This is a genomic window from Phycisphaerales bacterium AB-hyl4 (assembly GCA_041821185.1).
Taxonomy (GTDB): domain Bacteria; phylum Planctomycetota; class Phycisphaerae; order Phycisphaerales; family Phycisphaeraceae; genus Natronomicrosphaera; species Natronomicrosphaera hydrolytica.
Genome location: JBGUBD010000002.1, coordinates 361,654 through 387,397 on the forward strand (window position 1 = coordinate 361,654; position 25,744 = coordinate 387,397).

Genomic DNA, 25,744 nt, shown 5'->3' on the forward strand with positions numbered 1-25,744 from the left:
CAGGGTTCCGTGGTCGGTGACGGAACTGAACATTGATTATATAGATGAAGTCTATAGCCGTTGTGCTCGGCTGCTCATCGGCGGTCGTTGGACTGAGTCAGCAGGGAGGGACGTTTGGGTTCGGGGTCGCGGGGTTGTCGCTCGATGTACTGGGGGTTGAAACGTGGGCGGTTGGCGTCGTCACGGACGTGGATGACGGTGGAGCCGGGCTCGTCGTGGGCGATTGGCCGACGACGAGCGTCGACAGTCTGCGGAAGACCGGTGAGCTGTGTGCCGTTTAGATCGTTATAGAGGCGGATGGTGGCTCGCTGACTGATCTGAGCCGGCACACGGGCGCGGAAGACGCCAAGGTTAGCGTTGTACCACAGGCCGGCCTGGGCCGGGTGGGTGAGCACGGGGTCCGGGGGGTGGCTTGCCATGTCGTCCGGGGGGGCGATGTCCATCCAGGGGTGTGGTGGAGGGGCGATGGCGTTGCGTGGGAGCCCACTGCTGAACCATGTTGGCTCGACAATGCGCGGGAAGCCGAGGTCGCTTTGCGCCACTCGGCCAAGCGATCGCTGGTAGAGCACCTGCTCGTGAAGTTGGTTAAGCGATCGATGGACGGTCTGCCGGTCCAGGGTCTGCTGTTCCTGGTAGCGATGGTTCCAGATCAGGCCGCCGAGCAGGGCGGTGAGCATCAGAGCGATAAGCGTGTCGATAAGCAGGCGCATGGGCGGACTCCCGCGACGTTCGTGGATTCGGGGCGTTATTGTCTATCTTCGGCGGTCGGCTGAGGGATATTAAGTTGGATATGCGGGGAAATATCGGAAGTTGTGGTTGAGGTGTGGGGGTGTAGGAGCGTTGACGATTGTCCGTTCTGCAACGACTGAAGCAGCTTGATCGCGGGGCTTGGCCAAGCGTCAGCGTAGAGCGAGCTGAGGCTGGTTCAGCACGGGTTATGAGGCGAGCGATGGGCTGGCGATGTCAGCAGCGTGGGGTGCTGACGAGCGAGTTTCGGCAAGCATTGTGCGCGTTGTGCCGATTATGTCGATAAGCAGTTGTTGCATGGTCTGGATGGTGTCGGCGTCGGGTGAAAAGGGTGAAACGCGGCTCATGGTCAGTCGATAGTTTTACTTCAGAGGCCGGGGCGAATTTTGTGCGTGGGGTGGGAGGTCGATTTGTTTTTAAGTGGACAGCAAGCAATGCCGAGCAAAGCGGACAGTTCGGGCCCGGGCCTGGAGGTTTCGGCGAAGCGAGAGGCGACGCTCCGGCAGGTCGGTTTCATGCCAGTGAATCCGGGACCGTTGCTGTCGGTGTTGCGTGCATCGCCGAGCGATCCGGACTCGGTGGTCAGCGCGTTGGGGCGGTGTCCGGCACTCAGTGCGCGGCTGTTGAGTGTGACGAACTCGGCGGCGTTCGGGGTGACGCGTGAGATAGACAATGTTCGTCGTGCGGTGCTTCATCTTGGTGCGAATCGGGCGCGGTCGATTGCGCTGGCGTTCGGGTTGCGGGCGCTGCATGAAGGCATCGGGCTCGACGAGCCGTGGATGAGCCAACTGTGGATCGCGTCGCTGCGGAAGGCGGCGGTAGCGGAGCTGGCGTGCGAGTTGATCGATCCCAGCCGAAGTGAGAACGCCTTTTGCCTGGCGTTGATTCAGGATCTCGGCCTGCCGTTGCTGGTGGGGCTGGACCCGGGGCATTACGAACGTGTGATTGCGGCAGAGCGGCAGGGGCAGTGGTGTGCGATGGAGCGGGAGCGGTTCGGCATTGATCACATCGAGTTGAGCATGCGTCTGCTGCGGTCGTGGGATGCGGGGACGGAGCTGCGGCAGGCGGTTTATCGCCATCACGAACCCCCGCAATTGCCTGACGTGGAACGCAAGCGGCTCAGTGCCGTGCTGGACCGTCGCGCGGCGATGCGGATTCCGCTGTATCTGGCGAGCATGATGCCGCACTTTGACGAGGACCTTTCACCCGAGCAGCAGGAGTGGCTTGTTGCGTTGCACGCAACGTTTCTCGCGCCGACCTATGCGACGCCGGATGTGTTTTTCCAGGCGGCGGTGGATCGTGCGGAGCCCTTGCATGCTCAACATGGTGAGGCCATGCCTCGTCGTGCGCAGTTGACCCGCGAACTGGTGGAGGCGGTAACCACAGACACGATGGGCATGGTCACGCAGTTGAGTCGGCTGGAAGTGGCGGTCGGCCGGCAGCGCGAAGACCTGGATAACCTGCGTTTTCAGGCGTTCACCGATCCGCTGACGAAGCTGCTGAATCGGCGCGGGTTCATGCACTTGGCAGAGCGTCGGCTGGAGGTCGCCGGTGCGCAAGGGCTCAGCGCCTGCCTGATGATGTTGGACATGGATAATTTCAAGCCGGTGAATGACCGCTTCGGCCACGAAGCTGGCGACCGGATGCTGCGCGGTGTGGCCAAGTTGCTGCGACGAAGCCTGGACCGCAACGACCTGATTGCACGCATCGGCGGTGACGAGTTCGTCGTGCTGCTGTGCAGCCTGGACGAGGCGCAGGCCCGCGAAGTGGTTGAGCGGGTGACAAGCGTTTGCCTCGATCGACGGATCAAGGTCGTTCGCGAGCCCGAAGGCGAGGCCATGGTGCGGTTCAGCCTTGGGGCGGCGTACGCGGACCGGGTCAGCTCGACGCTCGGGTTGGAGCAGTTGCTTCAGGCGGCGGACGAAGCGATGTACCAGCGCAAACGCGAAGGCAAACATGGGGTGGTCTTCCGCAGCCTGGCGCCGATTCAAACGACAGAGATGATCGGCGAATCGTGTCCGCTGGACATGACGGCCATCGAGCCGGCATGACGCCCTGCGATGAGGGGGAAGTAAGGTCCGCCAGGCGGCGATCTCATGTGAACGCGAGAGCGGAACCTACTCCTCTTGAGGCATTTTCAACAACCCCGGTATCCCGCAGAGTTAACTTGGTCAGGAGGCGTTGTTCTGTTCGTCTTCGTCTTCGTCGCGCGCGTCGGCCGCGTCGCGAAGGGCCTCGGCGAAAGTGCGAATCGTCGTGTCGTCATGGCGTAAGGCGGCGTTGAGCGCGGATGACGCGCTGCCGTCGAGGTGGGTGGCCATGAATGTAAGGCGGACGATCGAGTCATCGCTGCGCTCAGCGGCGTCGAGGATGCGGCGGAACAGATCGCGACTACGATCGCTGCGGGTGAGCATGCGTACGGCCCACGCCTGCTGCATCGTATCCCATTCAGCGAACTGCTCGTTAATCGGCTCGGCGATGCGTCTGCGGACGGCCCGCGTGTCCAACTCATCGGGCAGGTGGTCGATACTGCGCAGCAGTCGAGCCAGGGCACGCATGCGGGTGACGGGTTGTTCGCTGTCGAGTTCTTCGAGCCACTGATTGATACGTTCTTCGTTGATGGGCGTCCCGCGGGCGGTGATGGCGCGAACGGAGTCGACGCTGCCGACGGGTTCGGCAGTGACCCCGCCGGTGCGGGTGGGGCGTGGGCCGAGCACGCCGAGCACATTGATGGCGAGTGTGCGTGCGGGGTTGGCTTGCATGAACTGGCCGAGTTGTGAGCGATCGAGCCGAACGGTGATTCGCATGGTTTCGCCGGGCTCGAGTGTGAGGCGTCGGCGGACGTCGACGATGATGGGTTGGGGCCGCGCCAGCGGTTGGCCGCCTGCGCTTGGGGCAGGTGAGAGCAGGGCGCGTTCGGGAACGCCGCGACCGGTGCGGACGGGCATGGACATACGGCTGGTGTTGCGCAATTCGATGGTGGCGTATAGTGGCTGGAGGTAGTCGACGCTCTCCGGCGAGACGCGCAGGTACATGCTCGTCCACGGCGAGGTATTGAGAGCCGGGCGCCACAGCTGGAGGGGGCCTCGGTCGATGTCGTTGTCGATGGATCGGCCGGCACGTGTGCGAGGGACTGCCTGGTCGTTTGCGAGCAGTTGCCGAGCGGCGAGCAGGCCGGCGAGCCCGCCGCCGTCGCGGTGGAGGACGGCTTGAAGGGCTTGGGTATGTTCGCTTGAGCCGACGTCGAGCAGGCAGGTGAGGCCGAGCGCTGCGAGCGGATCATCGTCAGCGATGAGCTCGAGTTGCTCGGCGGCTTCGTCGGGTTCGTCGCGTTGCAGGTGCATCCAGCCGCGGGCGCGGCGGACCAGCGGCTCGTCCTCGGGCAGCTCTGCCAGCAAGTCAGGCAATTCATCGAGTTGCTGATTGAAGACGGCGGCTGTCCAGGCGAGCATGACGTTGCGGCCGATGTCGGGGGCCGGGGCGTCAGGGCCGTCGAGCCAGTCGGGCAGTTCATCCTGGTCGAAGGAGGAGTTGATCAGCCTGCGGATGCGGGCAAAGCTGCGCTCGGCGGGCTCGGGCTGGTCACCGAGCATGGCGAGGCGGAGTATTTCGAGGCTGAGGCGGATGTCGGGATAGGCTTCGGGGTCGATACCGCGCGGTTGCTGGTCGTCGGCGTCATTGGCGTTCTGCTGAGTGGGGGCGAGTTGATTGAGCAGTTGGCGCGCGCTGTCGGCGTCGCCGCTGGCAGCGAGGGCAATGACCCAGTGTGCGTAGACGTCGATCGGCAAGGGGCCGCCGACGAGGATGGCGGCGGTGTCGAACTGCTGGGCGGCGGTGTCGTAGACGGCCTGGGTGGTGAGCCAACGCGCGAGGCGCAGGCGCGCCATCGGGTCAGCCGGGCTGGCTTTGACCATGTTGATCAGGGCGTCGCCACGCTCGGCGGGCGAGCTGTCGTTTCGCTGAGTGCGGGCGTAGGCGAGCTCGGCGGCATCGGCATTGGCTGAGTCAAGTCCGAGGGCCTCGTCGAGCCAACGACGGAGGCGATCGTCGTCGCCGAGCTCATGCGCGGCGAGGGCGGCGTGCGTGGCCAGCCGCGACCGCAGTGGAGCGGAGAGCCGTTGTGTGGAGCTGGCTTGGAGAATGGCTTCGAGGCGGGCGAGGCGTTCGTCGAGGGTCTGCTGCTCGCCGAGGCCTTCAAGCAGGCGTTCGAGCTGGGCGACGTCGTCCGTTGGCTCGAGGCGGATGTACTGGCGCATGGCGGCGCGGTAGGCGTCGCGGTCCTCCATGCGGTCGGCGAGCTCGGCTCGCAAACGCCAGAGCTCGGCCTCGTCTTCGCGCAACGCAAGGGCCTGATCGATGAGAATCTGCGCCTGGCGAAGCTGATCGGGTCGGGGCGATTCGTCGCTGGCGAGCGCGCTGTACATCATCATGACGAACTGGTCGGCCATGAGTGCGTCAGCGTCACGCTCCGCGTTATCTGCCATCGCGCGGGTGTGGCCGAGGGCGATGGTCAGCGACAGAATCGCCAGCCATGTGAACGAATTGGTGAGGTGTAAATGGCGGGGCATGGGCGGCTCCGGTCTGCCGTGTGGCGGTGCGGGGGCGGTCGGATCTTACGGCCCGATCATCGTACGACACTCGGCAGGCCGGTGGCGAGCTGACGGGTGAACGAAGCGACTGCGTCGACGACGGCGGTGGAGCCCTTGTCGCGGTTGGCGGCGACTTGTCGCACGATGGCCGAGCCGACGATGGCAGCGTCGGCGACGGCGACAACCTCACGCACCTGGTCGGCGGTGGAGATGCCGAAGCCGACGGCGATGGGCAGCTCGGTCGCTTCACGCAGGCGGGCGATGCGTCGCGGCAGCTCAACGGGCAGCTCGCTCCGCTCCCCGGTGATGCCGGCACGCGAGAGCATGTAGATAAACCCGCTGCAGCTCTGAGCGATTCGGCGGGCACGCTCGATCGGCGTGGTGGGGGCGATGAGCATGCTGAGAATCATGTCCGCGTCGCGAGCGGCCTCCACCGCGGGCGGCGCTTCTTCAAGCGGCAGGTCGGGGAAGATGAACCCGTCGAAGCCAGCCGACTTCGCTTCATTGATGAAACGCTTAAGGCCCAGCCGGTGCACGATGGAGTAGCTGACCATGGCGACGATGCCCAGGTCGACTTTGTCGCGCACAGCGGCGACCTGTTCAAAGACATCGTGCACACGGACGCCTTTGCCCAGCGCGTGCGCCATGGACGCTTCGATCACCGGGCCGTCGGCGATCGGGTCGGAAAAGGGAATGCCAAGCTCGACGATACTCGCGCCGGCTTGTTCAAGCGCGGACAGCAGTGCCGCGGTGGTGGGCAGGTCGGGATCGCCGGCGGTGATGAATGGCATCAACGCCTTGCCCGCGCCGGCTGCACCAGAGTCGACGGTGGCTCGCAGGTCGTGAAAGATGCGGTCGATTCGGTTCATCGCACCAGCATAGACGGCCCCCGCAATCGCGGCAACGCGGCGGCGCGTTGAAGAGCGTTCTTGCGGAGTCGGTGATGAATGGCCGCAATCGGGCTCAGCCCGCCAGGCGGCTGTCGCGGAGGCGATCGCGTTGAGCGTTGAGCCAGTCGCGGTGGGCGGCGGCAAACTCGGCGATGGTTTCACCTTCGCCAAGCAGCTCGTCGGCCAGCTCAAGAGCCGCGTCGATGAGCAGTTCGGCTTCCTCGGCAAGACGTTCTTGCCGGTCGACCAAGTCGCTGAAGCCTTCTTCGAACGGGCGGACGGCGTCGGGCTGGGTTGCCTCGACACGTTCGACGACGATGCCGAGCACGAGCCCGAGCCCACTGATCGCGTCTGCATGGTTGACGAAGGCTCGGATCTGATCACCCTGACGGGCGAGCAACTCGGCGCGGGCGGCGGGACGTTCACGGCCAGAGGCCATCTGGGCGGCCTGGCTGGCCTGGTCCGCGGCTTCGTCGGCACGTTCGCTGACGCGTTCGTAGCGGTCGCGCACCGATGCGTGGTAGGCCTCGATCAACTGCTCGAACTCTTCACGCAGTGTTTCGAAGGCTTCGTTGCGATCGGCCTCGGCCTCGTCACGCCAGTCGGCGGTCTGCGCGGTTTGACCTTCAACCTTCTGTACCTGATCACGAAGCTCTTCCACCAGGCTGTCGATCAATTCAATCCGCTGATCTGCCAGCAAGAGGTCGGCTTCGCCAATCGTGATCTGGCCTTCAAGCTGCTCGGCCTCGGCTGCCTGCTTTTCGGCACGGAGCACGAGTTGGGCCGCTTCCTCCTCCAGCTCATACTGCTCATCACCCTCGGCGACGAACGCCTGATCGCGCAGGTCCCGGGCCTGGCCATGGGCGTCGTCGATCTGATCGCGAAGCTGCTGCCGTTGCTCGCGCAACTGTTCCAGCTCGCCGGCCACACGCTCGCGGCGCTGCTGGGTTTGCTCCCGACTGCCACGCTGTTCGCGGATTTCCTCGTTGAGCTGTTCGATCATCAACGCGTCGTCGCGGTCAAAGCGGCGGACGCGGGCGTTGGCCAGCTCGTAAGCACCCAGTTGGGTGATAATTGACCCGGCCCGCAGCCGAAGTGCGGCGTCCTCCCGGCCGGCGTCGCGAAGCATGCCCTGCGTCGCGGTGGCGTGAATGTCAGCCAGCAGGCGGCGGGCGATGACCTGCTGATCGCGGTCGCCATCGGTAATGACGGCGCGCAGGTTGTTCGCTGCTTGACCGAGTGTTTCGAGCCGATGCTCGGCCAGATTGCTTTCTTCCACGTCGGACACGAAGCCAAGCTGCGCTTCGTTGATCGTGGCGACCGCGGCGTCGAGCTGCCGCTGGGCCGAGCCTTGGCGTTGTTCGTCGCAGCCGACGAGGGGGGCAAGGGCAAACAGGCTCGTCGCAGCCAGAACAAGTGTGGGTTGACGCACGAGGCAGCTCCTTTTTCGCAACAAAAACACCGCATCCGGACGGGGTTAGCAGAATACCCCAAATTTGCCCGGTGGGAAAGTTGAGTCGGGTACGGATCATGCGTGGGTTGGGTGTGGGGCGTGGGAGTGGGGCTTGAGGCTTGGGGCGTGAGGCTTGGGGGCAAGCCTCGGGAGTTATCAGTCCGATGTCGAGCCTGTGTCGACGACGCTGATCTGCATTCGGCCGAGCACGGGGGCCAGCGCCACCATGTCGTTGGTCATTTCGTCGTCCGCCATCGACGAGACGCCGAGCGTGATGTGGGCCGCGTCGTAAGCGGCGTCCCACAGCGTCGCGTCGAGGTCGACCCATCGTCCGCCGACCTCGTTTTCGCCGGGCAGCCAGGCCTGTGTCCACATGTGCCCGCCGAAGACCTCCTCAGCACCGATGAATGCGTCAACGTAGATCAGCCCGGTCGCTGTGCGGGCGGGGATGTCCGCGGCGCGGAGCAGGGCGGCCAGCAGCACGGCGTGCTCGGTGCAGTCGCCCTGTGCGGTGCGCGCCACTTCGCTGGCAGTACCCAGGCCGACGGACAGGTCTTTTTCGGTGATGAAGTGTGCGACGAAGTCGCGTAGCCGTTCGGCGATGGCTTGCTTGTTAAGCGTGCCAGCCTCATCGCCCAGGGCGCGGTCGAGCAGCTTGCGGACTTCCGGGTCTTCGTGATCCATCATGGCTGAGGCGGCGCGATCCGCGTCGCGCGGCAGGTCGTCGCCGGGCTCGACGGGTCGGCTAAGGTCGACGGTGACGATGGCGGTGCGCTCGTCGCCCCATGTGACGCGTTGATAGCCGGTGCGTGGCAGTTGGATCGCGTCGAGGTTGATCTCGTCGTCGAAGGTCACGCGGTACACGGCCGACTGTAGCTGCCGAGGGGCGGGCAGCGGCTGATCGGGGGTAATGAACAGCGACGCGAGCAGCTCCGGCGGGTCGATATCGCTGCGGGCGAGCTGTTCGTCAGCGGCGAGCATGGTGATTTCCATGCCCGGCATGAGGTTGGTCGTGCTCTTGAGCTTTCGGCCGCGGTGGTCGACATGCTCGCGTACGCGGATGCCGGGCATGATCGACATCTGCGACTCCCATACCACTGCCGGCGCCACACGGCCGAACACTTCGACTTCCTCTTCGCCGACGATCTGCATCGTCGCTTCGAACGGCTGCGGACCGACGGAAAGATCAAGCGTTTTGAAGCGGATGGTTTCGTCGCCCGCCTGCATGCGCTGTTCGATGTAGCGCTGCGCCGCGGCGGGCGTCAGCCAGTCGTCTTCGAATGGTTCGAGTTTTTGCGATTGCGTTCGGCCGGCTTGCTCGCGGACCAGTTCCACGCCGCTTTCGGTGAAGCGCAGCGTCTGTTTCTGGGTCATCTGTCCGCTGAGAGTCGTGGAACTGGCTTCCACCGGCTGGCCGTCTAGCGTTTCGATGAACTGTGAGCCTTGCTCGATGTTCAGCGTGACCGGCCCACGGCGGATGGTGAACCGGGTCTGGGTATCGGTGGTGATCTTGCCGTCGCGCTCGGTCTGCCGGGTGTGCGACCAGCCGACGCGATCGTCGCCGAGCTTGACGACGAACCAGCGGTCGGCGTGGACTTTCTGGTCCGCCTCGGCCGAGGCGGCTGGCAGCGTCAACAGCACGAGCAGGCAAGGCAGCAGCCAGAGGCGATTTTGCCCCTTTACGCGTAGATTTTGCTTCATGGGCTGCCATTGTACCGTGGTCCGCGGGGCCCGCGACAGGTGCAGGTGATTTGTATAAGATCACGGTTATGACTGAAACGCTTACTGCGAAGATGCTCAATGCGACGCTCGTCAGTCGGGAAGACATCAACGACGAGTTGGCGGTGATTCGCGTCAAGCCGGACGACGGCGAAGTGCCCGATTTCAAGCCGGGGCAGTACACGACGCTGGGTGTAGCCTTGTCGCCGGAGGAAGCGGACGAGGTCATGCCCACGCGCAGCGGCAAGCCGCATCCCAAGCCGAAGCTGCTCGTGCGGGCGTATTCGATTGCATCCTCGCCGAAGCAGCGGGAATTCCTGGAGTTCTTTCTCGTGCTCGTGCCCGAGGGGGCGTTGACGCCGCGGCTATGGAAGCTGCGCGAAGGCGATCGCCTGTTCATGGGCCCGAAGATCACCGGCAAGTTCACGCTCGACGACGTGCCCGAAGGCAAGGATCTGATCATGATCGCCACGGGCACGGGTCTGGCGCCGTTCCTGTCAATGCTCAACGAGTATCGGGGGACGAATCGTTGGCGTCGCTTCGTGGTCATTCACGGCACGCGACTGTCGGCCGACCTCGGCTATCGCGCGGAGCTGGAGCGAATCGCGGCGGAAGATCCCAGCGTGTTCTACATCCCCACCGTCACGCGAGAGCCGGAGGACAGCAACTGGCAGGGACTCAAGGGCCGCGTCCACGTCGCCCTCGAGCCGAGTCATTACACCGAGATCACCGAAGGCGGCGAGATCACGCCCGAGCAATGCCACGTCTTCCTCTGCGGCAACCCGGCGATGATCGAACAAGTTACCTCCGAGCTTGGCGAACGCGGCTTCGTGACCAAAGACCGCGAACACCCGGAGGGGAACATCCACTTCGAGAGCTACTGGTAAATCACCGTGGCCTGATCTGTGATTCGGGCAGTGCACCTTCAGGTGCACCGCTTTCGTTGTGCCCTACAATTCTTCCAATGTCGCGGTTCAAAGATCAGGCAATCTGCATCCGGCACGGCGAGTGGTCGGAGACGAGCCAACTCGTCGTGCTCATGACCGAGCAACTGGGCAAGGTGCGCGGCCTGGCCAAGGGCTCGAAGCGCACCAGCCCCTCGGCAGTGCAGCGATACTCCGGCGGGATCGAGTTGCTCACCCGTGGCGAGATCGTCGGCGTCCTCCGCTCCAACACCGAACTGGTCACGCTCATCGAGTGGGACTTGCAAGACGACTTCCGCCATCTGCACACCGACTTCGCTGCGCAGCAGCAGGCGTTTTATGCCGCCGACGTGGTCAATGCCCTGATGGCGGACCAGGACGCGCACCCTCGCACGTTTCACGCCCTGCGCAGCTACCTCGAAGCGTTGCGGCAGCCGAGCGGGTGGTCGGCTGCATTGCTGCGGTTTCAATGGACACTGCTGGATGACGCCGGCTATCGGCCGGAGCTATTCGATGATGTGCACAGCGGCGACGCGCTGCCCAACGTCGACGCGTATACGTTCGACCCCGTCGGCGGCGGACTCACCCAACGCGACGGCCGCAAGGACTGGCGCGTGCGACGGCAGACGGTGGAGCTGCTGCGGCATGTTTCACAAGGCGACGAGCCCGCCGCGACGGAGGACGCGCTGTCGCGGGCGAATCGCCTGCTTTGCGTGTATCTGCGGACGATCCTCGATCAGGAGCTGCCGACGATGCGCGTGGTGCTCGGCCGGTAAGGTGGGCTGCTGATCATTTGCCTTCAATCCGCTGCACGTAGAACATCGAGTCGGCCGCGCGCGGGCCGATCATATGCCAGCTCAGCGGAAACTTCGGCCCCTTCGCGACGTAGCTTTCGAAGATGTGTCTGCCCCAGGCGTATTGCTGCTCGATGTTTTTCTCAACCTTCGCGGTGTCGGTGCTGGGGATGAAGGTGCGGGTGAGGTAGTTCCAGTTGGGGTCGAGGCGGATGAGCAGGTGGCCTTCGTCCCACTCGATGGGGTAGCCGTGCACGTAGCCTTCGCCGGTGTCGGGGGTGTGAAACCAGAAGCAGAGGAACTTGTCTTTGTCAGCGGTGGAGGTGTCCTGCGTGCCGCCGACGAGCAGCCGGGCGTGGCTGACGCGGACGGGGACCGTGCCCCATCGTTTCTTGGCGATCCAGGTTTCGCGTGTTTTCACGTCATAGAGCCCGACGTGGGCGTAGTCCACGCGGATGCGGTTCGTGCAGTACGAGCGATTGATCTTGCGGTCGGGTTGCACGGAGGTTCGCGAGTGTGCGGGCAAGGGGCGGCAGGGCGTGGCCGGTCTCTGTCTGACCGACCGCTGATCCCTGTGCACCGAACCCCGCTCGGTGACGTCAGGCCGATGGGCTGCTATCTTATTCGTCTTAGCCACCACCTGCACGAAGGAGCGACTCGCGATGAATCAGGCTGCCCCGCCGAAGCTGCCCACCGTCACCGGCCGACTGGAAGAGAAGTCGGACGACCAGATCGTCCTGCACGTGCTCGGCAGCGACTATCGCCTGCACCTGGTTACCGAAGGCCCCGTCGACGCGGAAGTGGGCGACCGTATCACCGGGACCATCCACCTGCACCCGCGCCGGGTGGACGTGTTCCCCTCCGGCGGGCGTTTTGTGGAGCCTGTGTTTGGCAGACCCCGCCGTATGCAGGGCCGGGTCGCCGGCGGCGATGTCTCGGCCAATACGCTGTTCGTCCAGTGCGGGCCTGGGGTCATCGCCCACCTGATGGCCTCACAGAAAGCCAGCGACTTCGCCATCGGCCAGATCGTCGGTGCCGACGTCCAGCGCGGTGCGACGTTCCAACTCGTCGAGAAATCGTAAACCCGCGTCACTTGACCCTGTCCGTGCACCCGCGATGCTTCTTCTGCCATGCCTGAAACTCTTAAACGCATCCTCGTCACCGGCGGCGCCGGCTTCCTCGGCTCGCACCTTTGCGAACGCCTTGTCGATCAGGGACACGACGTCATCTGCCTCGACAACTTCTTCACCAGCCAGAAGAGCAACGTCGAGCACCTGCTGGGCAAAGCCAACTTTGAACTGATCCGCCACGATGTGACCCACCCCCTCTGGCTAGAAGTCGATCAGGTCTACAACATGGCCTGCCCCGCAAGCCCCGTGCACTACCAGTTCAACCCCATCAAGACCATGAAGGTCTCCGTCATGGGTGCGATCAACGTGCTCGGCATGGCCAAGCGATGCAAAGCCAAAGTCCTTCAGGCCTCCACCAGCGAAGTGTATGGCGACCCCGACGTTCACCCGCAACCCGAATCCTACCGCGGGAACGTCAACCCCATCGGCATCCGTGCCTGTTATGACGAAGGCAAACGCGCCGCCGAGACCCTCTTCTTCGACTACCACCGCGCCAACGGCGTCAACATCCGCGTGATCCGTATCTTCAACACCTACGGCCCGCGCATGCACCCCTACGACGGACGCGTCGTCTCGAACTTCATCCTCCAGGCACTCCGTGGCGAAGACATCACCATCTACGGCGACGGCTCGCAAACGCGATCGTTCTGCTACGTCGATGATCTCATCAACGGCATCATGGCCATGATGAACGGCCCCGACGACTTCCCCGGCCCGGTCAACCTCGGCAACCCGCACGAGTTCACCATCCGTCAGCTTGCCGAACAGATCCTTGAAATGGTCGATTCCAAAAGCGAATTGCGCGAGTTGCCTCTGCCTGCCGACGATCCGACGCAGCGTCGGCCGGACATCTCACTCGCAAAGAAAAAGCTTGGCTGGGAGCCGAAGATCGAGCTGCGCGAAGGCCTGGCGAAGACTATCGACTACTTCGCGAACCTCGATTTGCGCAAGTTTCGCAAGCCCACCGACCACACCGCCCACAAATCGTCAATGCTCGCGACGTCATAAAGACACAGCAGAGCAAAGCCCAGGCATGGCTATGCATGGGCGTTATGCCGTCACCATGACGTCACCCATCAATCAACAGGATGTGCACCGCGCCCGGCCCGTGCACGCCCGTGACGAGTTCGCCTTCGATGTCCGCGGTCTTGCTCGGGCCGGTGATGAACGCCTGCGAACTGGGCAACTCGGTGTTCGGCATGCCTTTCAGCCGAGCCCAGTAGTCGATCATGTCGGGCAGAATGTCGCTGACGCGCACCAGCGCGATATGCACCGGCGGAACGAGCGACAAACCCCGACTCGACCGCGAACCACTGCAACACACCAGTGTGCCCGTCTCGGCGATCGCGGCGTGTACGTCGGTGATGCCTACATCAAGGTCATACTGGGCGCTGACACCTTCGCGTGCTTGCCAGTCGATCTGCTTGACGCCGTCGGCTTGCAATGCGGCGTCCAACTCCAACTCAAGTCGTTCGCCCACGCTGCCCGCAGCGACGCCGATGCGACGCGCTTCGAGTTGGCCCAGCAGTTCACGCAAGCGCGGCACGACTTGTTCCAAGCTCACACGATGCACTTTCATGCCGACCGATTGTGCCCGCTCGGTGAACAGCGCGGGCAGGTCCGCGTCGGATGACGCAAGTCGAGCGATCGACTCATCGACGACCGGGGCGGGCTCGCTTGGCGCTTGTGTCTTGTCACGTCCGAGCGCTGCGTGCACGCGAGCGAGCAGTGCAGCGCGACCTTCACCCATCGTGGGCAGTTGTGAGCGATCGGAGGTGGTTTTCTGCATGGTCTGCCTGTCGTTCCGGGGCTTCGTCGCGATGTCCTCAGCCCTCGGCTTGGATTTCTTTTCAATCAGCGATCACAAATCAGCAATCAGCGATTCCTATCGGCCGTGCTCCTTCCGCCACCAATGCCGGAAGCTTTTGGCGGTGGGTGTGGGCATGTCGCGTTCCTGGGTCCAGCCTTTGACGGGGCCGGGCGCCCATGTCAGCCAGCCGCGGCTGGCGTAGGGGTCGTCTGTTTCGAGTGTGCCGCCGAACTTCGCCTGCATGCGGGCGAAGGTTTTCTGCATCCAGCCGCCGATGCGGTAGCTCCATTCGTGCTGGAGGCTTTCGCCCCAGAGTCGCATGGTCACGCGGTCGCCGGTGCCGCTGAGATGGTTCTGCACCATGTCGCGGCGGAGCTGGATGAGATACTTGGGGATGTTGATCTTCACCGGGCATGCTTCGTAACAGGCACCGCAAAGCGAGCTGGCGTGGGGCAGGTCGGTGTAGTTTTCCAGGCCTTTGAGCATCGGGGTGAGGATCGCGCCGATGGGGCCGGAGTAGACCGCGCCGTAGCTGTGGCCGCCGATCTTGCGGTAGACGGGGCAGGAATTGAGGCAGGCGCCGCATCGGATGCAGCGGAGCATTTCGCGCGTGTCTTCGTGGAGCACGTCGGTTCGGCCGTTGTCGACGAGGACGACATGGACCTCTTCCGGGCCGTCGTGTTCGTGCTCGCGTTTCGGGCCGGTGATGGTGTGGGTGTAGCAGGTCAATGGCTGGCCGGTGCTGGAGCGGGCGAGCACTTTGAGCATGACGCCGAGATGTTCGAGTCGTGGGACAAGCTTTTCGATGCCGACAAAGGCGACGTGAATGCGCGGCGCGGTGGTGCAGAATCGGCCGTTGCCTTCGTTGGTGCACAGCACGACCGAGCCGGTCTCGGCGACGAGGAAATTGCCGCCGGAGATGCCCAGGTCGGCTTTGCGGTACTTCTCGCGCAGATGCTTGCGGGCGATCTGCGCCAGCGCCTCGGCGTCTTCGGTGTATTCCGCACCGAGCTCGCGCTGGAACGCGCGGGCCACGGCAGTGCGGTCTTTATGGATCATGGGCGTGACGATGTGCGACGGCGCGTCGTTGTCCAGTTGCAGGATGAATTCACCCAGGTCGGTTTCCACTGTCTCGCAGCCTACGGCTTCCAGGGCGGGCAGCAGGTGGGTTTCTTCGGTGACCATCGACTTGCTCTTGACGCACAGCCGACACTTGTTGGCCTCGGCGATGGCGACCGCGATCTGGTTCGCCTGCTCGCCGTCGCGGGCGAAGTGCACCTGCACGCCGGTGGCGGTGGCGTTGTCGATGAACTGTTCGAGATAGTGGTCGAGATGGTCGAGCGTGTGCTGTTTGATCTGGCCGGCGAGATCGCGTACCGCGTCGGTGTTTTCGCCGAACGCGCCGCCCATGGCCTGCTTGCGCGCCACGTCTTTCGAGTACGTCGCATGATTGACGAACTGCTGAAGCTGGATATTCACCGTGGCTTCATCAGCACGCTGCTTGAGCTTGTACGGCAGTTTGGGGAATAAGGTGTCACTCATGACGATACTGGCGCCTGGGTTTGCGGTTCGGGTGGTGAATGGCAGCCAAACACTTAACAAACATTCACATCAATCCCATTCCCTCCGCGATGATCTCGGCGAGTGATTTGAAGTTGACGTCGACCTTTTCGCGTCGGCACGAGCCGGAGATGTTCATGGTACAGCCGGCGTCGTTGCTGATGACGGTGGGGGCCTGGGTCGCCTTGATGCAACTGACCTTGTCACGAACCATCGTGCCGGAGATCTGGGGGTATTTCATCGCGAACGTGCCGCCGAAGCCGCAGCACTGCTCGGCTTTCTCCAGGGGCTTGTATTCGAGGCCTTCAATCTGCTTCATGACGCGGACGGCTTCGTCGGTGATGCCGATGCCGCGCAGGTGGCAGGAGTAGTGGTAGGTGGCCTGGCCGTCCCACTTGACGCCGTGCTTGCGGAGGTCGACATCGAGGACGTTGACGAGGAACTCGACGAACTCGAAGGTCTTGTCTGACAGCGCGGTGGCGCGTTTTCGCCAGGCCGGTTCGTCTTCGAACATTTCGCCGTAGTAGTCGCGGATCATGGCGGCGCAGGAGCCGGAGGGCGTGACGACGTGGTCGTAGGGCTCGAAGACCTCGGCCATGCGTTTGGCAAGCTCGCGAGCTTCGTGGTGGTGGCCGTTGTTCCACATGGGCTGTCCGCAGCAGGTCTGTGCTTCGGGGAAGGCGACCTCGCAGCCGAGCTTCTCGAGCACCTTGACCACGGCGATGCCGGTGCGGGGGTAGAACGTGTCCGTGAGACAGGTGATGAACAGGGCGACCTTCATGGGGGCAGTGTACGAAAAATCAGTTGGGCGTTCCGGGTTCGCGTTTCCGCCTTGGGGGAACGGGCAGTGATCGCCGAGTGCAAACTTGAAGCCTGAAACTCGCAACGGGAAACTAACTGCCGCGTCGTTTTCGGAGCGTTTCGCGTTCGAGGTGAGAGGTGAAGCGCGCGAGGCGGTCTTCGAACTGGCGCTGTTGGCCGGGGTCGTTGAACTCGAATTGCAGGCCGAGGTAGACCGTGCGGTTCTGCTGTGGCCGGGCGTGGATCAGGCGGACGATGACGGTGATGGCGTCGTCGAAGCCGGGCAGCGTGAACTGGCATTGGTATCGGCGGCTTTGAAGTAGCTGCTGAACGTGCTGGCCGGTCGGGTCGACGGCGAGGCCGAGGCCGCTGATGCTGATGTTCAGCAGTTGCGCTTCGACTGGCGGGGGCACGTGGGCGGGGGGTTGGCCGGGGGGGTGCTTGGCGATCGAGGCGAGTCGGGCGGGCGACAAGTCGATGGCGGCTGTGTTTGCGCGAAAGGCGCTGCGGCGCTGACTGGAGCGCACTTCGCTGGCGGCGTCGAGCTTGATGGCAGCGACGTGGGTGGTGGCGTTGAGCGAGAACCGGTCTGCGGTTTCGATGACCCGGCATCGGCCGAGCCAACGCTGGTTGTTGAATACCAGCAGCACGCCGATCCACGCGCCTAACTCAAGCCATCGCCGCTGCTCGCGATTGGCTGGCTGTTGAACGACGAGGCGACCATCGGACTCGGCCGCCAACAGGCGAACGCGGAAGCGTTGGTCGCCGTCCGTGCCTTCGCCCTCGGCGACGTGCCAAGGCATCAACTCGACGCCGGCGTTGCGGTCGGCGACGTCGTTGATGATCTGTCGCCAGATGGTCGACAGTGCGGCGGTGGTGTCTTCTTGCAGTGCGGGCACGGCTTATCGGTCCTCTTTAACTGGTCGGCTGGCGCGTCGGGCATGAAACGAACCGGCCACGATCTAACATCGGTCATGTGTGGGCGCGGGTTGATTGACGTTCGGCCGGGATGCGGTTGAAAAGTGGCGCGGTTCCGCCTGGGCGGACGATCTATTTCTTATGCAGTGGGGTCGGCTGGTTATTTTTCGGGGGGAGGCGGGAGTGCCCCGCCGTGGGCTGCGGGACTGAACGTGGTTGGGTTGGATGAGAGGTCATGTAGCTGGAGGCGCACGTCATGCACTGGCTCTTTTACGCGATTGGGATCTACGTGTTGATCTGTTATGTCGGCGGATTGTGCCTGGTGGCGCGGGCACTGTTCGTGATGCGGCCGCCGGGCCGATTGAAGCGTCGTTTGACACGTCTGCTGCCCGGCCGTGCGATCGCCCGGCCGGGGCTGGAGCGGACGGTGGGCCGGGCGCGCCCGATGGGTGCGGTCCGGGCCGCGTGAGAGGTGAAACGCTTCCGGTGGTGTGGGTTATGCGGAATATAGCGCGGATTTGATAAGGCTACCTTGTCAATCCGCCGGGCGTAGCAGTGGGCTTGCTTGGGAAATCTTGTAGCATCTTGTCATTGTGAATATTCCGCGAACCAGGTCGACGCCGCCGCCTTGGGTGGAGCCGGTGCATGATCGCCGGCGGATTGATCGCCAGTGGCTGCTGGTGGCGGTGTTGCTGTTGGCCTGGGGCGGGCTGTTTTTTGGTTACTGGGCTGTGATCAACGTCGCTGTGGCGGCGGTGGTGGCGTTGTTGGCGCATGTGCTGGGAAGCGTGGCGCGTCAGGCGGTGGGGCTGGGGCCGCCGTTGGAGTCGCGTGGGCATGTGTTGCTGCTGGGGATGCTGGGAGGGCTGGCGTTGCCGGTAATGTCGGCGGTGTGGTGGCCGGCGGTCGCGGGCGCGGTGGTGGGACTGGTGTCGGCGTGGGTGGGGCGGTCGCACGAGTTACGGCTGCATCCGGTGGCGGTGCTGGGGGTTGTGATGCTGTCGGCGTGGCTGGCGGGGCATGCATCGTGGTCGGAAGATCTGGTGTTGGATCGGCTGCGCGACGTGGGGGTGACGACGACGTTGCCTGCGGAAGTGCCTGTCGATTTCGTGGAGGCGGCGGATTCAGATGATGCGGGGCCGTGGTTCAGTCGTGAGCGGGTGGCGCGGGTGACGGAGCCGGTGGAGGCGGTGCTACGGCCGAGCGATACGCTGGTGGGTGACGTGCGTGACGTGGGCGAGCCGCGGGTCGGGCCGTTGTCGTGGTTTCGGTGGGAATCGAATGAGGCCGACGCGGTGGCACGGCCGTGGCTGGAACGGCAGGTGGCGCAGGAGCAACGCGCCTGGCTGCTGGAGATCGATGAGCTTCAGGAGATGCTTGGCGAAGCCAGATTGCCGCCGCTGGAGGACGTGCTACTGGGGGCGGTGCCGGGCGGTGTCGGAGCGACGGGGGTGGGGCTGCTGCTCCTGGTGTCGCTGTATCTGGTGTACCGTCGGCAATCGAGCGGGATGATGCTGGTGTCGGCGTGGGGCGGCGCGGCGGTGGCATTGCTGGCGATGCCGGTGGCGACAGCGGATGGCTGGCAGTTGGTGGGGGCGGTGTTGCTGGACAGTGGGCCGACGGCGGGGGCGATGTGGGTGACGTACGCGTTGCTGGGCACGTCGCTGGTGTGGTGCGTGTCGGTGCTGGCACCGATGGGGATGCCGATGGGCACACGCGGGCGCTTGGTGTATGGGCTGCTGGTGGGGGCGGGCGGTGTGGCGGCGTTGTGGTGGGTGGCGGAGCCCTGGGCGGCGTACCTGGGGTTGGCGGTGGCGGGCATTTTGGCGCGGCCGCTGGATGCGATTCGCTGATGGCGTCGGCGGAATCGTTCGAGCCTCTGGGATGAAGCGGATTGCGACGAATCTCCGAGCATGGGAGGAAGCCCACGGCGTGACGCCGTGGGCTTCGAAGCCGGAGCGAAGTGCGAGGAGCAAGCGTATCCGTATGAGGCGGGTGGACTGGTCGGAAGGTTTGTTTTCGTCGCGTGTCTTGTGCGAGTGACGGGTGGCCGTCGTCGGTCAGACGCTGGCTTTGACTTCCATGGGCATGCCGGTGATGACGGCCTCGAAGACGAGGTTGCCGTTGACGAACCCCTGTGTGTTGCAGACGCAACGACGTCGGCGGAACTCGGTTTCCTCACAGAGCAGGACGAGGCGGTCGCCGGGGACGACCTGTCCGCGGAACTTGACCTTGTCGACGCCGGCGAAGCCCATGAACGCTTCGTCGGGCAGGCGGATCAGGCAGACGAAACTGGCCAGTTGGGCGGCGGTCTCGATCATGAGCACGCCGGGGAAGACGGGGCTTCCGGGGATGTGGCCGGGCACCCAGAATTCGTCGTCGCGAACGTCTTTGTAGGCGACGGTGTGCTTGTAGTCTTCGGATTGCCAGATGATGCCATCGAGCAGACGCATGGCGCCGCGATGGGGGTTGACGCTTTCGATGTGCTTGGCATCGAACCGTGTCTTGTCCATGTCGACGTGTGAGATGTCAAAAAGCAGTGTGGGGGCCATGGGTTTACTGCATTCCAGTGTGGGCGGTTGGTTCGGCGGCCGGTCGATGCCGGGCGCATTGAGAAGCGGCACGACGGGGAGGTCGCGGCCGAGGTTCTATTTGTCGGAATCAGCTTACTGGGGGGCGTCGTCGCGATGTTCGAGCACTTTGACGCGCAGGTTCTGCGAGACGTTTTTGACTTCCTGGAGTTGCTTTCGCACGCGCGTGCCTGCGGCCTTGTTGCCACCGGCGGCTTTGCGCACGTCGTCTTCCAGCGAGTCGATGAGGTTCCGAAGCTGTTCGTAGGTTTCAAGCATTCCAGTCTCCATGTAAGCAGGCTACAAGGCCCAAGCGTGGGCGACGGTCCATCGCCGTCGGCTTCAATAAGCCCGCCATAGCCTACCGGGGCCGATGCCGGTCGGCAACAGGTCATAAGCGGGCACTGCGTTTGCGTGTCGCGGCCGAGTCAGGTGGTGTAGTCCGCGTTGATGGTGACGTACTGCCGGGAAAGGTCGCAGCCGAGCCATTGGACGCTCGCTTCACCCCGGCCCAGGGCCAGGTTGAACACGACCTCGCGACGGCGCATCAGCGCACCGAGGCGACGCATCTCATTGCCATTTAAAGAGGTAGGCGTGCCTGCCCGGTAAACGCAGATGCTCTTGTCATCGGGGTCGCCGATCAGCAGAGACATCTTTGCCGGCTGTAGCGCCACGCCGCTATAGCCGGCGGCGGTGACGATGCGCCCCCAGTTGGGGTCGCCGCCGTGCACGGCACACTTGACCAGCGGCGAGTCGACGATCGCCTTGGCGACCCGGTCGGCTTCCCGCTCGTTTCGGGCGTGGGTGATGTTGACGCGGAAGACCCGGGTCGCGCCTTCGCCGTCCTGCACGATCTGGTAGGCGAGGTTGCGGCATAGCTCGGTCAGCGTGTCGGCAAAGGCGCGGTAGTCGTCGCCTGTCGTCCGGCTGATGCGATCGTGGCCCGCGGCGCCGCTGGCGAGCACGAGCGCCATGTCGCTGGGGCTGGTGTGCTGGTCGACGCTGATGCGGTTGAAACTCGCGTCCGCAGCGCCGGTGAGGGCTTGCTGGAGCGCGGCGGGGGCGATGTCGGCATCCGTCGTAATGAAGGCGAGCATCGTGCCCATGTTCGGCGCGATCATGCCCGAGCCCTTGGCGATGCCCGCCAGACGGACGGTTTTGCCGGCGAGCGTGAGGCGGGCGTGGGCGGCCTTGGGAGCAAGGTCGGTGGTCATGATGGCGCGGGCGGCGTCGGCGTCGGCCTGCTCGTTACGGCCGAGGCGGGTGACCAGTGATGCAATGCCCCTGCCGATGCGGTCCATCGGCAGGGGGTGGCCGATGATGCCGGTCGAGGCGACGAGCACGTCGCTGGGCTTGAGCGAGACGTCGCGCATGGTGGTGAGCATGTTGTGGGCCAGTTCGTCGGCGACGTGCTTGCACATCGCTTTGGCGTCACGTTCGCCGGCCTTGCCGGTGGAGGCGTTGGCGTTGCCGGAGTTGACGACGACGGCCTGCGCCTGGCCGGCGCGAAGGTGGCGTTTGGAGACGACGAGCGGTGCGCCGATGGTTCGGCTACGCGTGAAGACGCCGGCGGCGGCGCAAGGGCGGTCGGCGACGATGAGCGCCAGGTCCGGCAGGCCGGACGCCTTGATGCCACAGGTCGCGCCTGCGGCGTAGAAGCCGACCGGGTCGGTGATGCTGCGTTTGCTTGCTTTGAGCTTGGCCATGGGTGCAAGTTGTAAACGAAACGGACGCTTCGCGGTAGAGCGCGCCTAGCATGAATTGATCGCGGCAACATAGCGCGTGACCAACGCGGGAACGGAGCAATTGCCATGGCCAGCCTGACTGTTGATACGGACCGGATCGCGGAACTGCTAGGCGACGAGGCGGAGGGCTTGCTGAGCTACCAGCCGCGCGGCTTTTCGCGTGACCAGTTGCACCTGCCGGGCCCGGATTTTGTCGATCGCATCCTGGCGGGCAGCGACCGTTCGCCGAATGTGTTGCGGCATTTTCAGCAGTTGCTCAACACCGGCCGACTGGCGGGCACGGGCTACGTTTCGATCCTGCCGGTGGACCAGGGCATCGAGCACACCGCCGGGGCGAGCTTCGCGCCAAGCCCGGCGTACTTCGATCCGGAAAACATCGTCAAACTCGCGATTGAAGGGGGATGCAACGCGGTGGCGTCCACGCTCGGCGTGCTCGGATCGGTGAGTCGGCGGTATGCCCACAAGATTCCGTTCATCGTTAAGCTCAGCCACAACGAATTACTGACCTACCCGAACCGTCACGACCAGTTCATGTTCGGCCAGGTGGATCAGGCGTTCGACATGGGGGCCGTGGCTGTGGGCACGACGGTCTACTTCGGCAGCGAACAAAGCGATCGGCAGATTCAGGAAACCTCGCGTGTCTTTGCCCGGGCCCACGAACTGGGCATGGTGACGATCCTGTGGTGCTATCTGCGCAACAGCGCGTTCAAGCATGATGGAACGGACTATCACCTCGCGGCCGACCTGACGGGGCAGGCGAACCATTTGGGAGCGACGATCGAGGCTGACATCGTGAAGCAGAAGCTGCCTGAGACGAACGGCGGCTTTCGCGATTTGAAGTTCGGCAAGACTCGGCCGGAGGTGTACGAGCAACTCACGCCGGGCGATCATCCGATCGAGCTTTGCCGATACCAGGTGGCGAACGGGTACATGGGGCGCGTGCCGCTGATTAACTCCGGCGGCGCATCGGGTGAGGATGATTTCGCGGAGGCGGCGCGGACAGCGGTGATCAACAAGCGGGCCGGTGGAATGGGGCTGATTTCCGGACGGAAGGCGTTTCAGCGGCCGATGGCGGAGGGCGTGAAACTGCTGAACCTGATACAGGACGTTTACCTGGATGAGCACATTACGGTGACGTGACGTTGGCTTCGTCGGGGATGGGCATGACGTCAACATCGCTGAAGGCGGTCTGGAGGCCGCCGACGATCATCTCGACGCCGATGGCGCCGATGAACAGGGCGTTGGTGCGCATGAGGATGGCAAAGTACTGGCCGAGGATGGTTTCCTTCTGCGTGGCGAGGCGGTCGGTGAGCGCCTGCACGCCGATGACGAAGGCCATATTGATCACGAGAATGCCCGTGATGCCAAGCAGGGCGAGCCCGTCGTTCATCTCCCGGCCGAGGAGGATGGCGGCCCAGATCGTGCCCGGCCCGACCATGTAAGGCAGCGAGATGCGTGGCGCGAAGTGGCGGATGTCACCTTTGAAAAGCAGGTTGCTGCCTGAGCCGAGCGTCACGTAGCGGTAGGCGATGAATAGGATGATGAGGCCGCCGAAGATCTGCAGCGCAGCGAGGCGAACCTGAAACACGTCGGTGAGAACGATGTCGCCCAGCAGGACGAAGATGGTGAACACACCGAGCGAAAGCAGGCTGGCCTGAAAATGCACGCGGGCGAACTCGCGAAAGCTCAGCCGGTGCATCAGGTCGGAGAGATAGAGCACCTGCGCGAACGGGTTGATGATGACGAGCATGTAGAGGAGCAGTCGCATGAGCCGGACATTCTACCGATTGGTCGGGCCATGGACAGCGGCGGGGATAACCCGTGGATTCGCATGGCCCATCTGCAGGTCGCGGAGGGGGAACAAGGTGGGAAAAGGTTGCATAGTGGTAGGGGATTCGCCTAGGCTCGGTGCGTGTGACAACGGGGCGTCGACGTTGGCGTGCCATTTCATAAGCCCATTCCGCTCGTTCACCCGAAGCTTGAAACGGGAGTGAAGATTCATGTTGGCCAGGCACTTGAAGCATTTCAATCCGACGGTGACGCTGGTTTCGGGGGGGCTGGTCCTGCTGTTTGTCGTGCTGGGGGCGCTGTTCGGCGGCAACTGGACAGAGAACGACTGGTGGCAAGTGCGCCATGCGATCACCGACTGGCTTGGTTGGTTGTACATCGTGTCAGTGGGCTTCTTTCTGTTGTTCGTGCTTTATCTGTGGGTCAGTCCGTTTGGTCGCATCAAACTCGGCCGGGACGATGATGAACCGGAGTTCACGAACCTCACTTGGTTTGCAATGTTGTTCAGCGCGGGCATGGGCATCGGGCTGCTGTTTTGGAGCGTGGCAGAGCCGATTGCGCACTTCACCGCGCCGCCAGGCGGGATGGAGGGCGAGTCGGAAACCGCCGCGCGGCACGCGATGACGCTGACGTTTTTCCACTGGGGCCTGCACGCGTGGGCGATCTACATCGTCGTGGGGCTGGCGCTGAGCTACTTTGCCTTCCGCCACGGCCTGCCATTGACCATCCGCTCGACGCTTTACCCGTTACTGGGCAAGCACATTCACGGTCCCATCGGCTACGCGGTGGAGATTCTGGCGATCTTCGGCACGATCTTCGGCGTCGCGACGTCGCTGGGCCTGGGCGTGCAACAGATCGGTGGCGGGCTGGCCTATCTCGGTGTGGCGGAGAATACGCCGGGCCTACAGGTGGTGCTGATCGCGATCATCACGGCTATCGCGACCATTTCCGTCGTGTCGGGCTTGAAAGTGGGCATCCGCCGACTGAGCGAAGCGAACTTGGTGCTGGGACTGCTGCTTCTGCTGTTCGTCCTGATCGCCGGGCCGACCATCTTCCTGTTGAGCATGCTCATTCAAAGCATCGGGCATTACGTATCCAGTCTCGCAACGCTGACGTTTCGTACAGAGGCGGTCCTGAGCATCATGCCGGGACAGGAAGATGAGCCCACATGGGGCCAGTGGTGGACGATGTTCTACTGGGCGTGGTGGATTTCATGGGCCCCTTTCGTGGGCATGTTCATCGCGCGCATTTCGCGCGGGCGAACGATCCGTCAGTTCATCACCGGCGTGCTGCTCGTGCCCACCATCCTTACGTTCATCTGGCTGGTGGTCTTCGGCGGCTCGGCGATCTACATGGAAATGACCCAGCCCGACGGCGCGGGCATCATCACGGCTTCCGGCGAAGGGCCGGAACTGGCGCTGTTCGCGCTGCTGGGTAACCTGCCGTGGGACACGGTCACGGCGATCGTCGCGATGATCGTGATCGCCACGTATTTCGTCACGTCATCCGACTCGGCGTCGCTGGTGGTCGACATTCTTGCGACGGACGGGAATCCCAATCCGCCGATGGCGGGCCGTATCTTCTGGGCGGTGACGGAAGGCGCGGTGGCGGCGGTATTGCTGCTGACTGGCGGGCTGATCGCGTTGCAGACCGGCGCGATCGCCACGGCCATCCCGTTCACGTTGATCATGCTGCTGATCTGCTGGTCGCTTGTGAAAGGCCTGCGCGCCGAACGCAAGGCCTCGTTGGTCGGCGCTACGTTCACTGCCAGTCCGCGCACCACGCTGGAAGCGCAGCGGCTGGACCCGATTGTCGTCGACACCAGCGACCTCGAAGCCGAAGGCGAGGCCGCGGCGGAAAGCGTGCCCGACGACTGGCGGCCTTTCCTGCAGCGCATGCTGGGCCCCAAAGCTGAGGCGACCGCGACGCTCACACCCGAGGTGCAGCAGGCGCAGCAACGCATGGCCGAGTTCGTCGAGAAGACGGTCTTGCCGGCGTTCAAGACGTTGCGCAACGAGTTGCAGCAGCACGGCAGGCAGATCGAAATCGACCGCCTGCCCTATCACGTTGCGCTGCGCGTGTTGCGGGATGGCGATGAAGAGTTCTTCTACGCGATCCGCTGCCGGGCGTATCGTCGGCGGGTGCTCACGTTCCCGGAACTGAGCGACGGCACGGGCAAGCCGATCGTGCGCGGTGAGGTGGTGCTGCGCGGCGGGATGGGGGCGAATCGGCCGATGAGCGAATGGTCGCGCGAGATCATCATCCGCGACTTCCTCAATGAATACAGCAAGTGGATGGGCTGGTAGG

23 protein-coding genes are annotated in these 25,744 nt (G+C 63.9%); 9 read left to right on the forward strand and 14 right to left on the reverse strand.

The features are described from left to right. Positions 1–74: 74 nt before the first annotated feature. The gene (locus tag ACERK3_04085) at positions 75–710 is read right to left on the reverse strand and encodes a hypothetical protein (GenBank protein ID MFA9477468.1); all 636 of its coding nucleotides are present in this window, start codon (positions 708–710) and stop codon (positions 75–77) included. Positions 711–1,262: 552 nt separating this feature from the next. Here ACERK3_04085 and ACERK3_04090 point away from each other — a divergent pair. Further along, complete coding sequence (locus tag ACERK3_04090; GenBank protein ID MFA9477469.1) at positions 1,263–2,798, forward strand: diguanylate cyclase; 1,536 nt, start codon at positions 1,263–1,265, stop codon at positions 2,796–2,798. Positions 2,799–2,918: 120 nt separating this feature from the next. Here the strand turns inward: ACERK3_04090 and ACERK3_04095 are convergent, their stop codons facing one another. The 4 genes from ACERK3_04095 to ACERK3_04110 form a co-directional block, all read right to left on the reverse strand. Next, the gene (locus ACERK3_04095) at positions 2,919–5,315 is read right to left on the reverse strand and encodes a hypothetical protein (GenBank protein MFA9477470.1); all 2,397 of its coding nucleotides are present in this window, start codon (positions 5,313–5,315) and stop codon (positions 2,919–2,921) included. A 56-nt stretch (positions 5,316–5,371) separates the two neighbouring features. Continuing rightward, complete coding sequence (gene trpA / locus ACERK3_04100) at positions 5,372–6,205, reverse strand: tryptophan synthase subunit alpha (protein MFA9477471.1); 834 nt, start codon at positions 6,203–6,205, stop codon at positions 5,372–5,374. Positions 6,206–6,299: 94 nt separating this feature from the next. Further along, positions 6,300–7,658, reverse strand: coding sequence for a hypothetical protein (locus tag ACERK3_04105; protein ID MFA9477472.1), 1,359 nt, complete (start codon positions 7,656–7,658; stop codon positions 6,300–6,302). 177 nt (positions 7,659–7,835) lie between these two features. Next, complete coding sequence (locus ACERK3_04110; protein MFA9477473.1) at positions 7,836–9,380, reverse strand: transglutaminase family protein; 1,545 nt, start codon at positions 9,378–9,380, stop codon at positions 7,836–7,838. A gap of 68 nt (positions 9,381–9,448) precedes the next feature. On the opposite strand from ACERK3_04110, the gene ACERK3_04115 reads away from it, so the two are divergent. Both ACERK3_04115 and recO read left to right on the forward strand, forming a co-directional pair. After that, complete coding sequence (locus tag ACERK3_04115) at positions 9,449–10,285, forward strand: ferredoxin--NADP reductase (GenBank protein ID MFA9477474.1); 837 nt, start codon at positions 9,449–9,451, stop codon at positions 10,283–10,285. Between the two features lie 77 nt (positions 10,286–10,362). Then, a complete protein-coding gene (recO, locus tag ACERK3_04120) occupies positions 10,363–11,097 on the forward strand; it encodes a DNA repair protein RecO (GenBank protein ID MFA9477475.1) in 735 nt (244 codons plus the stop codon). A gap of 13 nt (positions 11,098–11,110) precedes the next feature. Here the strand turns inward: recO and ACERK3_04125 are convergent, their stop codons facing one another. Continuing rightward, the gene (locus tag ACERK3_04125; protein ID MFA9477476.1) at positions 11,111–11,617 is read right to left on the reverse strand and encodes a hypothetical protein; all 507 of its coding nucleotides are present in this window, start codon (positions 11,615–11,617) and stop codon (positions 11,111–11,113) included. Positions 11,618–11,777: 160 nt separating this feature from the next. On the opposite strand from ACERK3_04125, the gene ACERK3_04130 reads away from it, so the two are divergent. Then, positions 11,778–12,197 (forward strand): hypothetical protein, encoded by a 420-nt coding sequence (locus ACERK3_04130; protein ID MFA9477477.1) that lies wholly within the window; start codon positions 11,778–11,780, stop codon positions 12,195–12,197. Positions 12,198–12,245: 48 nt separating this feature from the next. Then, on the forward strand, positions 12,246–13,253 hold the full coding sequence (locus ACERK3_04135; GenBank protein MFA9477478.1) for a UDP-glucuronic acid decarboxylase family protein: 1,008 nt from the start codon (positions 12,246–12,248) through the stop codon (positions 13,251–13,253). A gap of 61 nt (positions 13,254–13,314) precedes the next feature. On the opposite strand, the gene ACERK3_04140 is transcribed toward ACERK3_04135, so the two are convergent. The 4 genes from ACERK3_04140 to ACERK3_04155 form a co-directional block, all read right to left on the reverse strand. Next, a complete protein-coding gene (locus ACERK3_04140) occupies positions 13,315–14,034 on the reverse strand; it encodes a lactate utilization protein C (protein ID MFA9477479.1) in 720 nt (239 codons plus the stop codon). A 96-nt stretch (positions 14,035–14,130) separates the two neighbouring features. Next, positions 14,131–15,597, reverse strand: coding sequence for a LutB/LldF family L-lactate oxidation iron-sulfur protein (locus tag ACERK3_04145; protein ID MFA9477480.1), 1,467 nt, complete (start codon positions 15,595–15,597; stop codon positions 14,131–14,133). Positions 15,598–15,661: 64 nt separating this feature from the next. Continuing rightward, complete coding sequence (locus ACERK3_04150) at positions 15,662–16,396, reverse strand: (Fe-S)-binding protein (GenBank protein MFA9477481.1); 735 nt, start codon at positions 16,394–16,396, stop codon at positions 15,662–15,664. A gap of 112 nt (positions 16,397–16,508) precedes the next feature. Continuing rightward, on the reverse strand, positions 16,509–17,315 hold the full coding sequence (locus ACERK3_04155) for a PilZ domain-containing protein (GenBank protein ID MFA9477482.1): 807 nt from the start codon (positions 17,313–17,315) through the stop codon (positions 16,509–16,511). 275 nt (positions 17,316–17,590) lie between these two features. Between ACERK3_04155 and ACERK3_04160 the strand changes: the two genes are divergently transcribed. Together ACERK3_04160 and ACERK3_04165 are read left to right on the forward strand one after the other, a co-directional pair. Then, entirely contained in the window at positions 17,591–17,803 is a 213-nt protein-coding gene (locus ACERK3_04160) for a hypothetical protein (protein ID MFA9477483.1), read from the forward strand. 124 nt (positions 17,804–17,927) lie between these two features. Then, positions 17,928–19,187 (forward strand): RnfABCDGE type electron transport complex subunit D, encoded by a 1,260-nt coding sequence (locus ACERK3_04165; GenBank protein ID MFA9477484.1) that lies wholly within the window; start codon positions 17,928–17,930, stop codon positions 19,185–19,187. A 207-nt stretch (positions 19,188–19,394) separates the two neighbouring features. On the opposite strand, the gene ACERK3_04170 is transcribed toward ACERK3_04165, so the two are convergent. The 3 genes from ACERK3_04170 to argJ form a co-directional block, all read right to left on the reverse strand. Further along, complete coding sequence (locus ACERK3_04170; GenBank protein ID MFA9477485.1) at positions 19,395–19,886, reverse strand: 3-hydroxyacyl-ACP dehydratase FabZ family protein; 492 nt, start codon at positions 19,884–19,886, stop codon at positions 19,395–19,397. A gap of 114 nt (positions 19,887–20,000) precedes the next feature. After that, a complete protein-coding gene (locus ACERK3_04175; GenBank protein MFA9477486.1) occupies positions 20,001–20,183 on the reverse strand; it encodes a histone H1 in 183 nt (60 codons plus the stop codon). 149 nt (positions 20,184–20,332) lie between these two features. Continuing rightward, positions 20,333–21,610 carry a bifunctional glutamate N-acetyltransferase/amino-acid acetyltransferase ArgJ gene (gene argJ, locus ACERK3_04180; GenBank protein MFA9477487.1) on the reverse strand — a complete coding sequence of 426 codons (1,278 nt, stop codon included), beginning with the start codon at positions 21,608–21,610 and terminating at the stop codon, positions 20,333–20,335. Between the two features lie 105 nt (positions 21,611–21,715). Between argJ and ACERK3_04185 the strand changes: the two genes are divergently transcribed. Beyond that, complete coding sequence (locus ACERK3_04185) at positions 21,716–22,789, forward strand: class I fructose-bisphosphate aldolase (GenBank protein MFA9477488.1); 1,074 nt, start codon at positions 21,716–21,718, stop codon at positions 22,787–22,789. Here the strand turns inward: ACERK3_04185 and ACERK3_04190 are convergent. Then, a complete protein-coding gene (locus ACERK3_04190; protein ID MFA9477489.1) occupies positions 22,776–23,417 on the reverse strand; it encodes a MarC family protein in 642 nt (213 codons plus the stop codon). The two genes, ACERK3_04185 and ACERK3_04190, sit on opposite strands and share 14 nt — an antisense overlap. A gap of 232 nt (positions 23,418–23,649) precedes the next feature. On the opposite strand from ACERK3_04190, the gene ACERK3_04195 reads away from it, so the two are divergent. After that, entirely contained in the window at positions 23,650–25,743 is a 2,094-nt protein-coding gene (locus ACERK3_04195; protein ID MFA9477490.1) for a BCCT family transporter, read from the forward strand. The last annotated feature ends 1 nt before the right edge of the window (position 25,744 follow it).

Bases quoted from the DNA above. Each gene is read 5' to 3' on its own strand.
- ACERK3_04135 (MFA9477478.1), top strand. From the start codon at position 12,246: ATGCCTGAAACTCTTAAACGCATCCTCGTCACCGGCGGCGCCGGCTTC.
- recO (MFA9477475.1), top strand. From the start codon at position 10,363: ATGTCGCGGTTCAAAGATCAGGCAATCTGCATCCGGCACGGCGAGTGG.
- ACERK3_04195 (MFA9477490.1), top strand. From the start codon at position 23,650: ATGTTGGCCAGGCACTTGAAGCATTTCAATCCGACGGTGACGCTGGTT.
- ACERK3_04160 (MFA9477483.1), top strand. From the start codon at position 17,591: ATGCACTGGCTCTTTTACGCGATTGGGATCTACGTGTTGATCTGTTAT.
- ACERK3_04130 (MFA9477477.1), top strand. From the start codon at position 11,778: ATGAATCAGGCTGCCCCGCCGAAGCTGCCCACCGTCACCGGCCGACTG.
- ACERK3_04170 (MFA9477485.1), bottom strand. From the start codon at position 19,886: ATGGCCCCCACACTGCTTTTTGACATCTCACACGTCGACATGGACAAG.
- argJ (MFA9477487.1), bottom strand. From the start codon at position 21,610: ATGGCCAAGCTCAAAGCAAGCAAACGCAGCATCACCGACCCGGTCGGC.
- ACERK3_04115 (MFA9477474.1), top strand. From the start codon at position 9,449: ATGACTGAAACGCTTACTGCGAAGATGCTCAATGCGACGCTCGTCAGT.
- ACERK3_04095 (MFA9477470.1), bottom strand. From the start codon at position 5,315: ATGCCCCGCCATTTACACCTCACCAATTCGTTCACATGGCTGGCGATT.
- ACERK3_04150 (MFA9477481.1), bottom strand. From the start codon at position 16,396: ATGAAGGTCGCCCTGTTCATCACCTGTCTCACGGACACGTTCTACCCC.
- ACERK3_04110 (MFA9477473.1), bottom strand. From the start codon at position 9,380: ATGAAGCAAAATCTACGCGTAAAGGGGCAAAATCGCCTCTGGCTGCTG.
- ACERK3_04140 (MFA9477479.1), bottom strand. From the start codon at position 14,034: ATGCAGAAAACCACCTCCGATCGCTCACAACTGCCCACGATGGGTGAA.
- ACERK3_04085 (MFA9477468.1), bottom strand. From the start codon at position 710: ATGCGCCTGCTTATCGACACGCTTATCGCTCTGATGCTCACCGCCCTG.
- ACERK3_04185 (MFA9477488.1), top strand. From the start codon at position 21,716: ATGGCCAGCCTGACTGTTGATACGGACCGGATCGCGGAACTGCTAGGC.
- ACERK3_04190 (MFA9477489.1), bottom strand. From the start codon at position 23,417: ATGCGACTGCTCCTCTACATGCTCGTCATCATCAACCCGTTCGCGCAG.
- ACERK3_04145 (MFA9477480.1), bottom strand. From the start codon at position 15,597: ATGAGTGACACCTTATTCCCCAAACTGCCGTACAAGCTCAAGCAGCGT.
- trpA (MFA9477471.1), bottom strand. From the start codon at position 6,205: ATGAACCGAATCGACCGCATCTTTCACGACCTGCGAGCCACCGTCGAC.
- ACERK3_04090 (MFA9477469.1), top strand. From the start codon at position 1,263: ATGCCAGTGAATCCGGGACCGTTGCTGTCGGTGTTGCGTGCATCGCCG.
- ACERK3_04175 (MFA9477486.1), bottom strand. From the start codon at position 20,183: ATGCTTGAAACCTACGAACAGCTTCGGAACCTCATCGACTCGCTGGAA.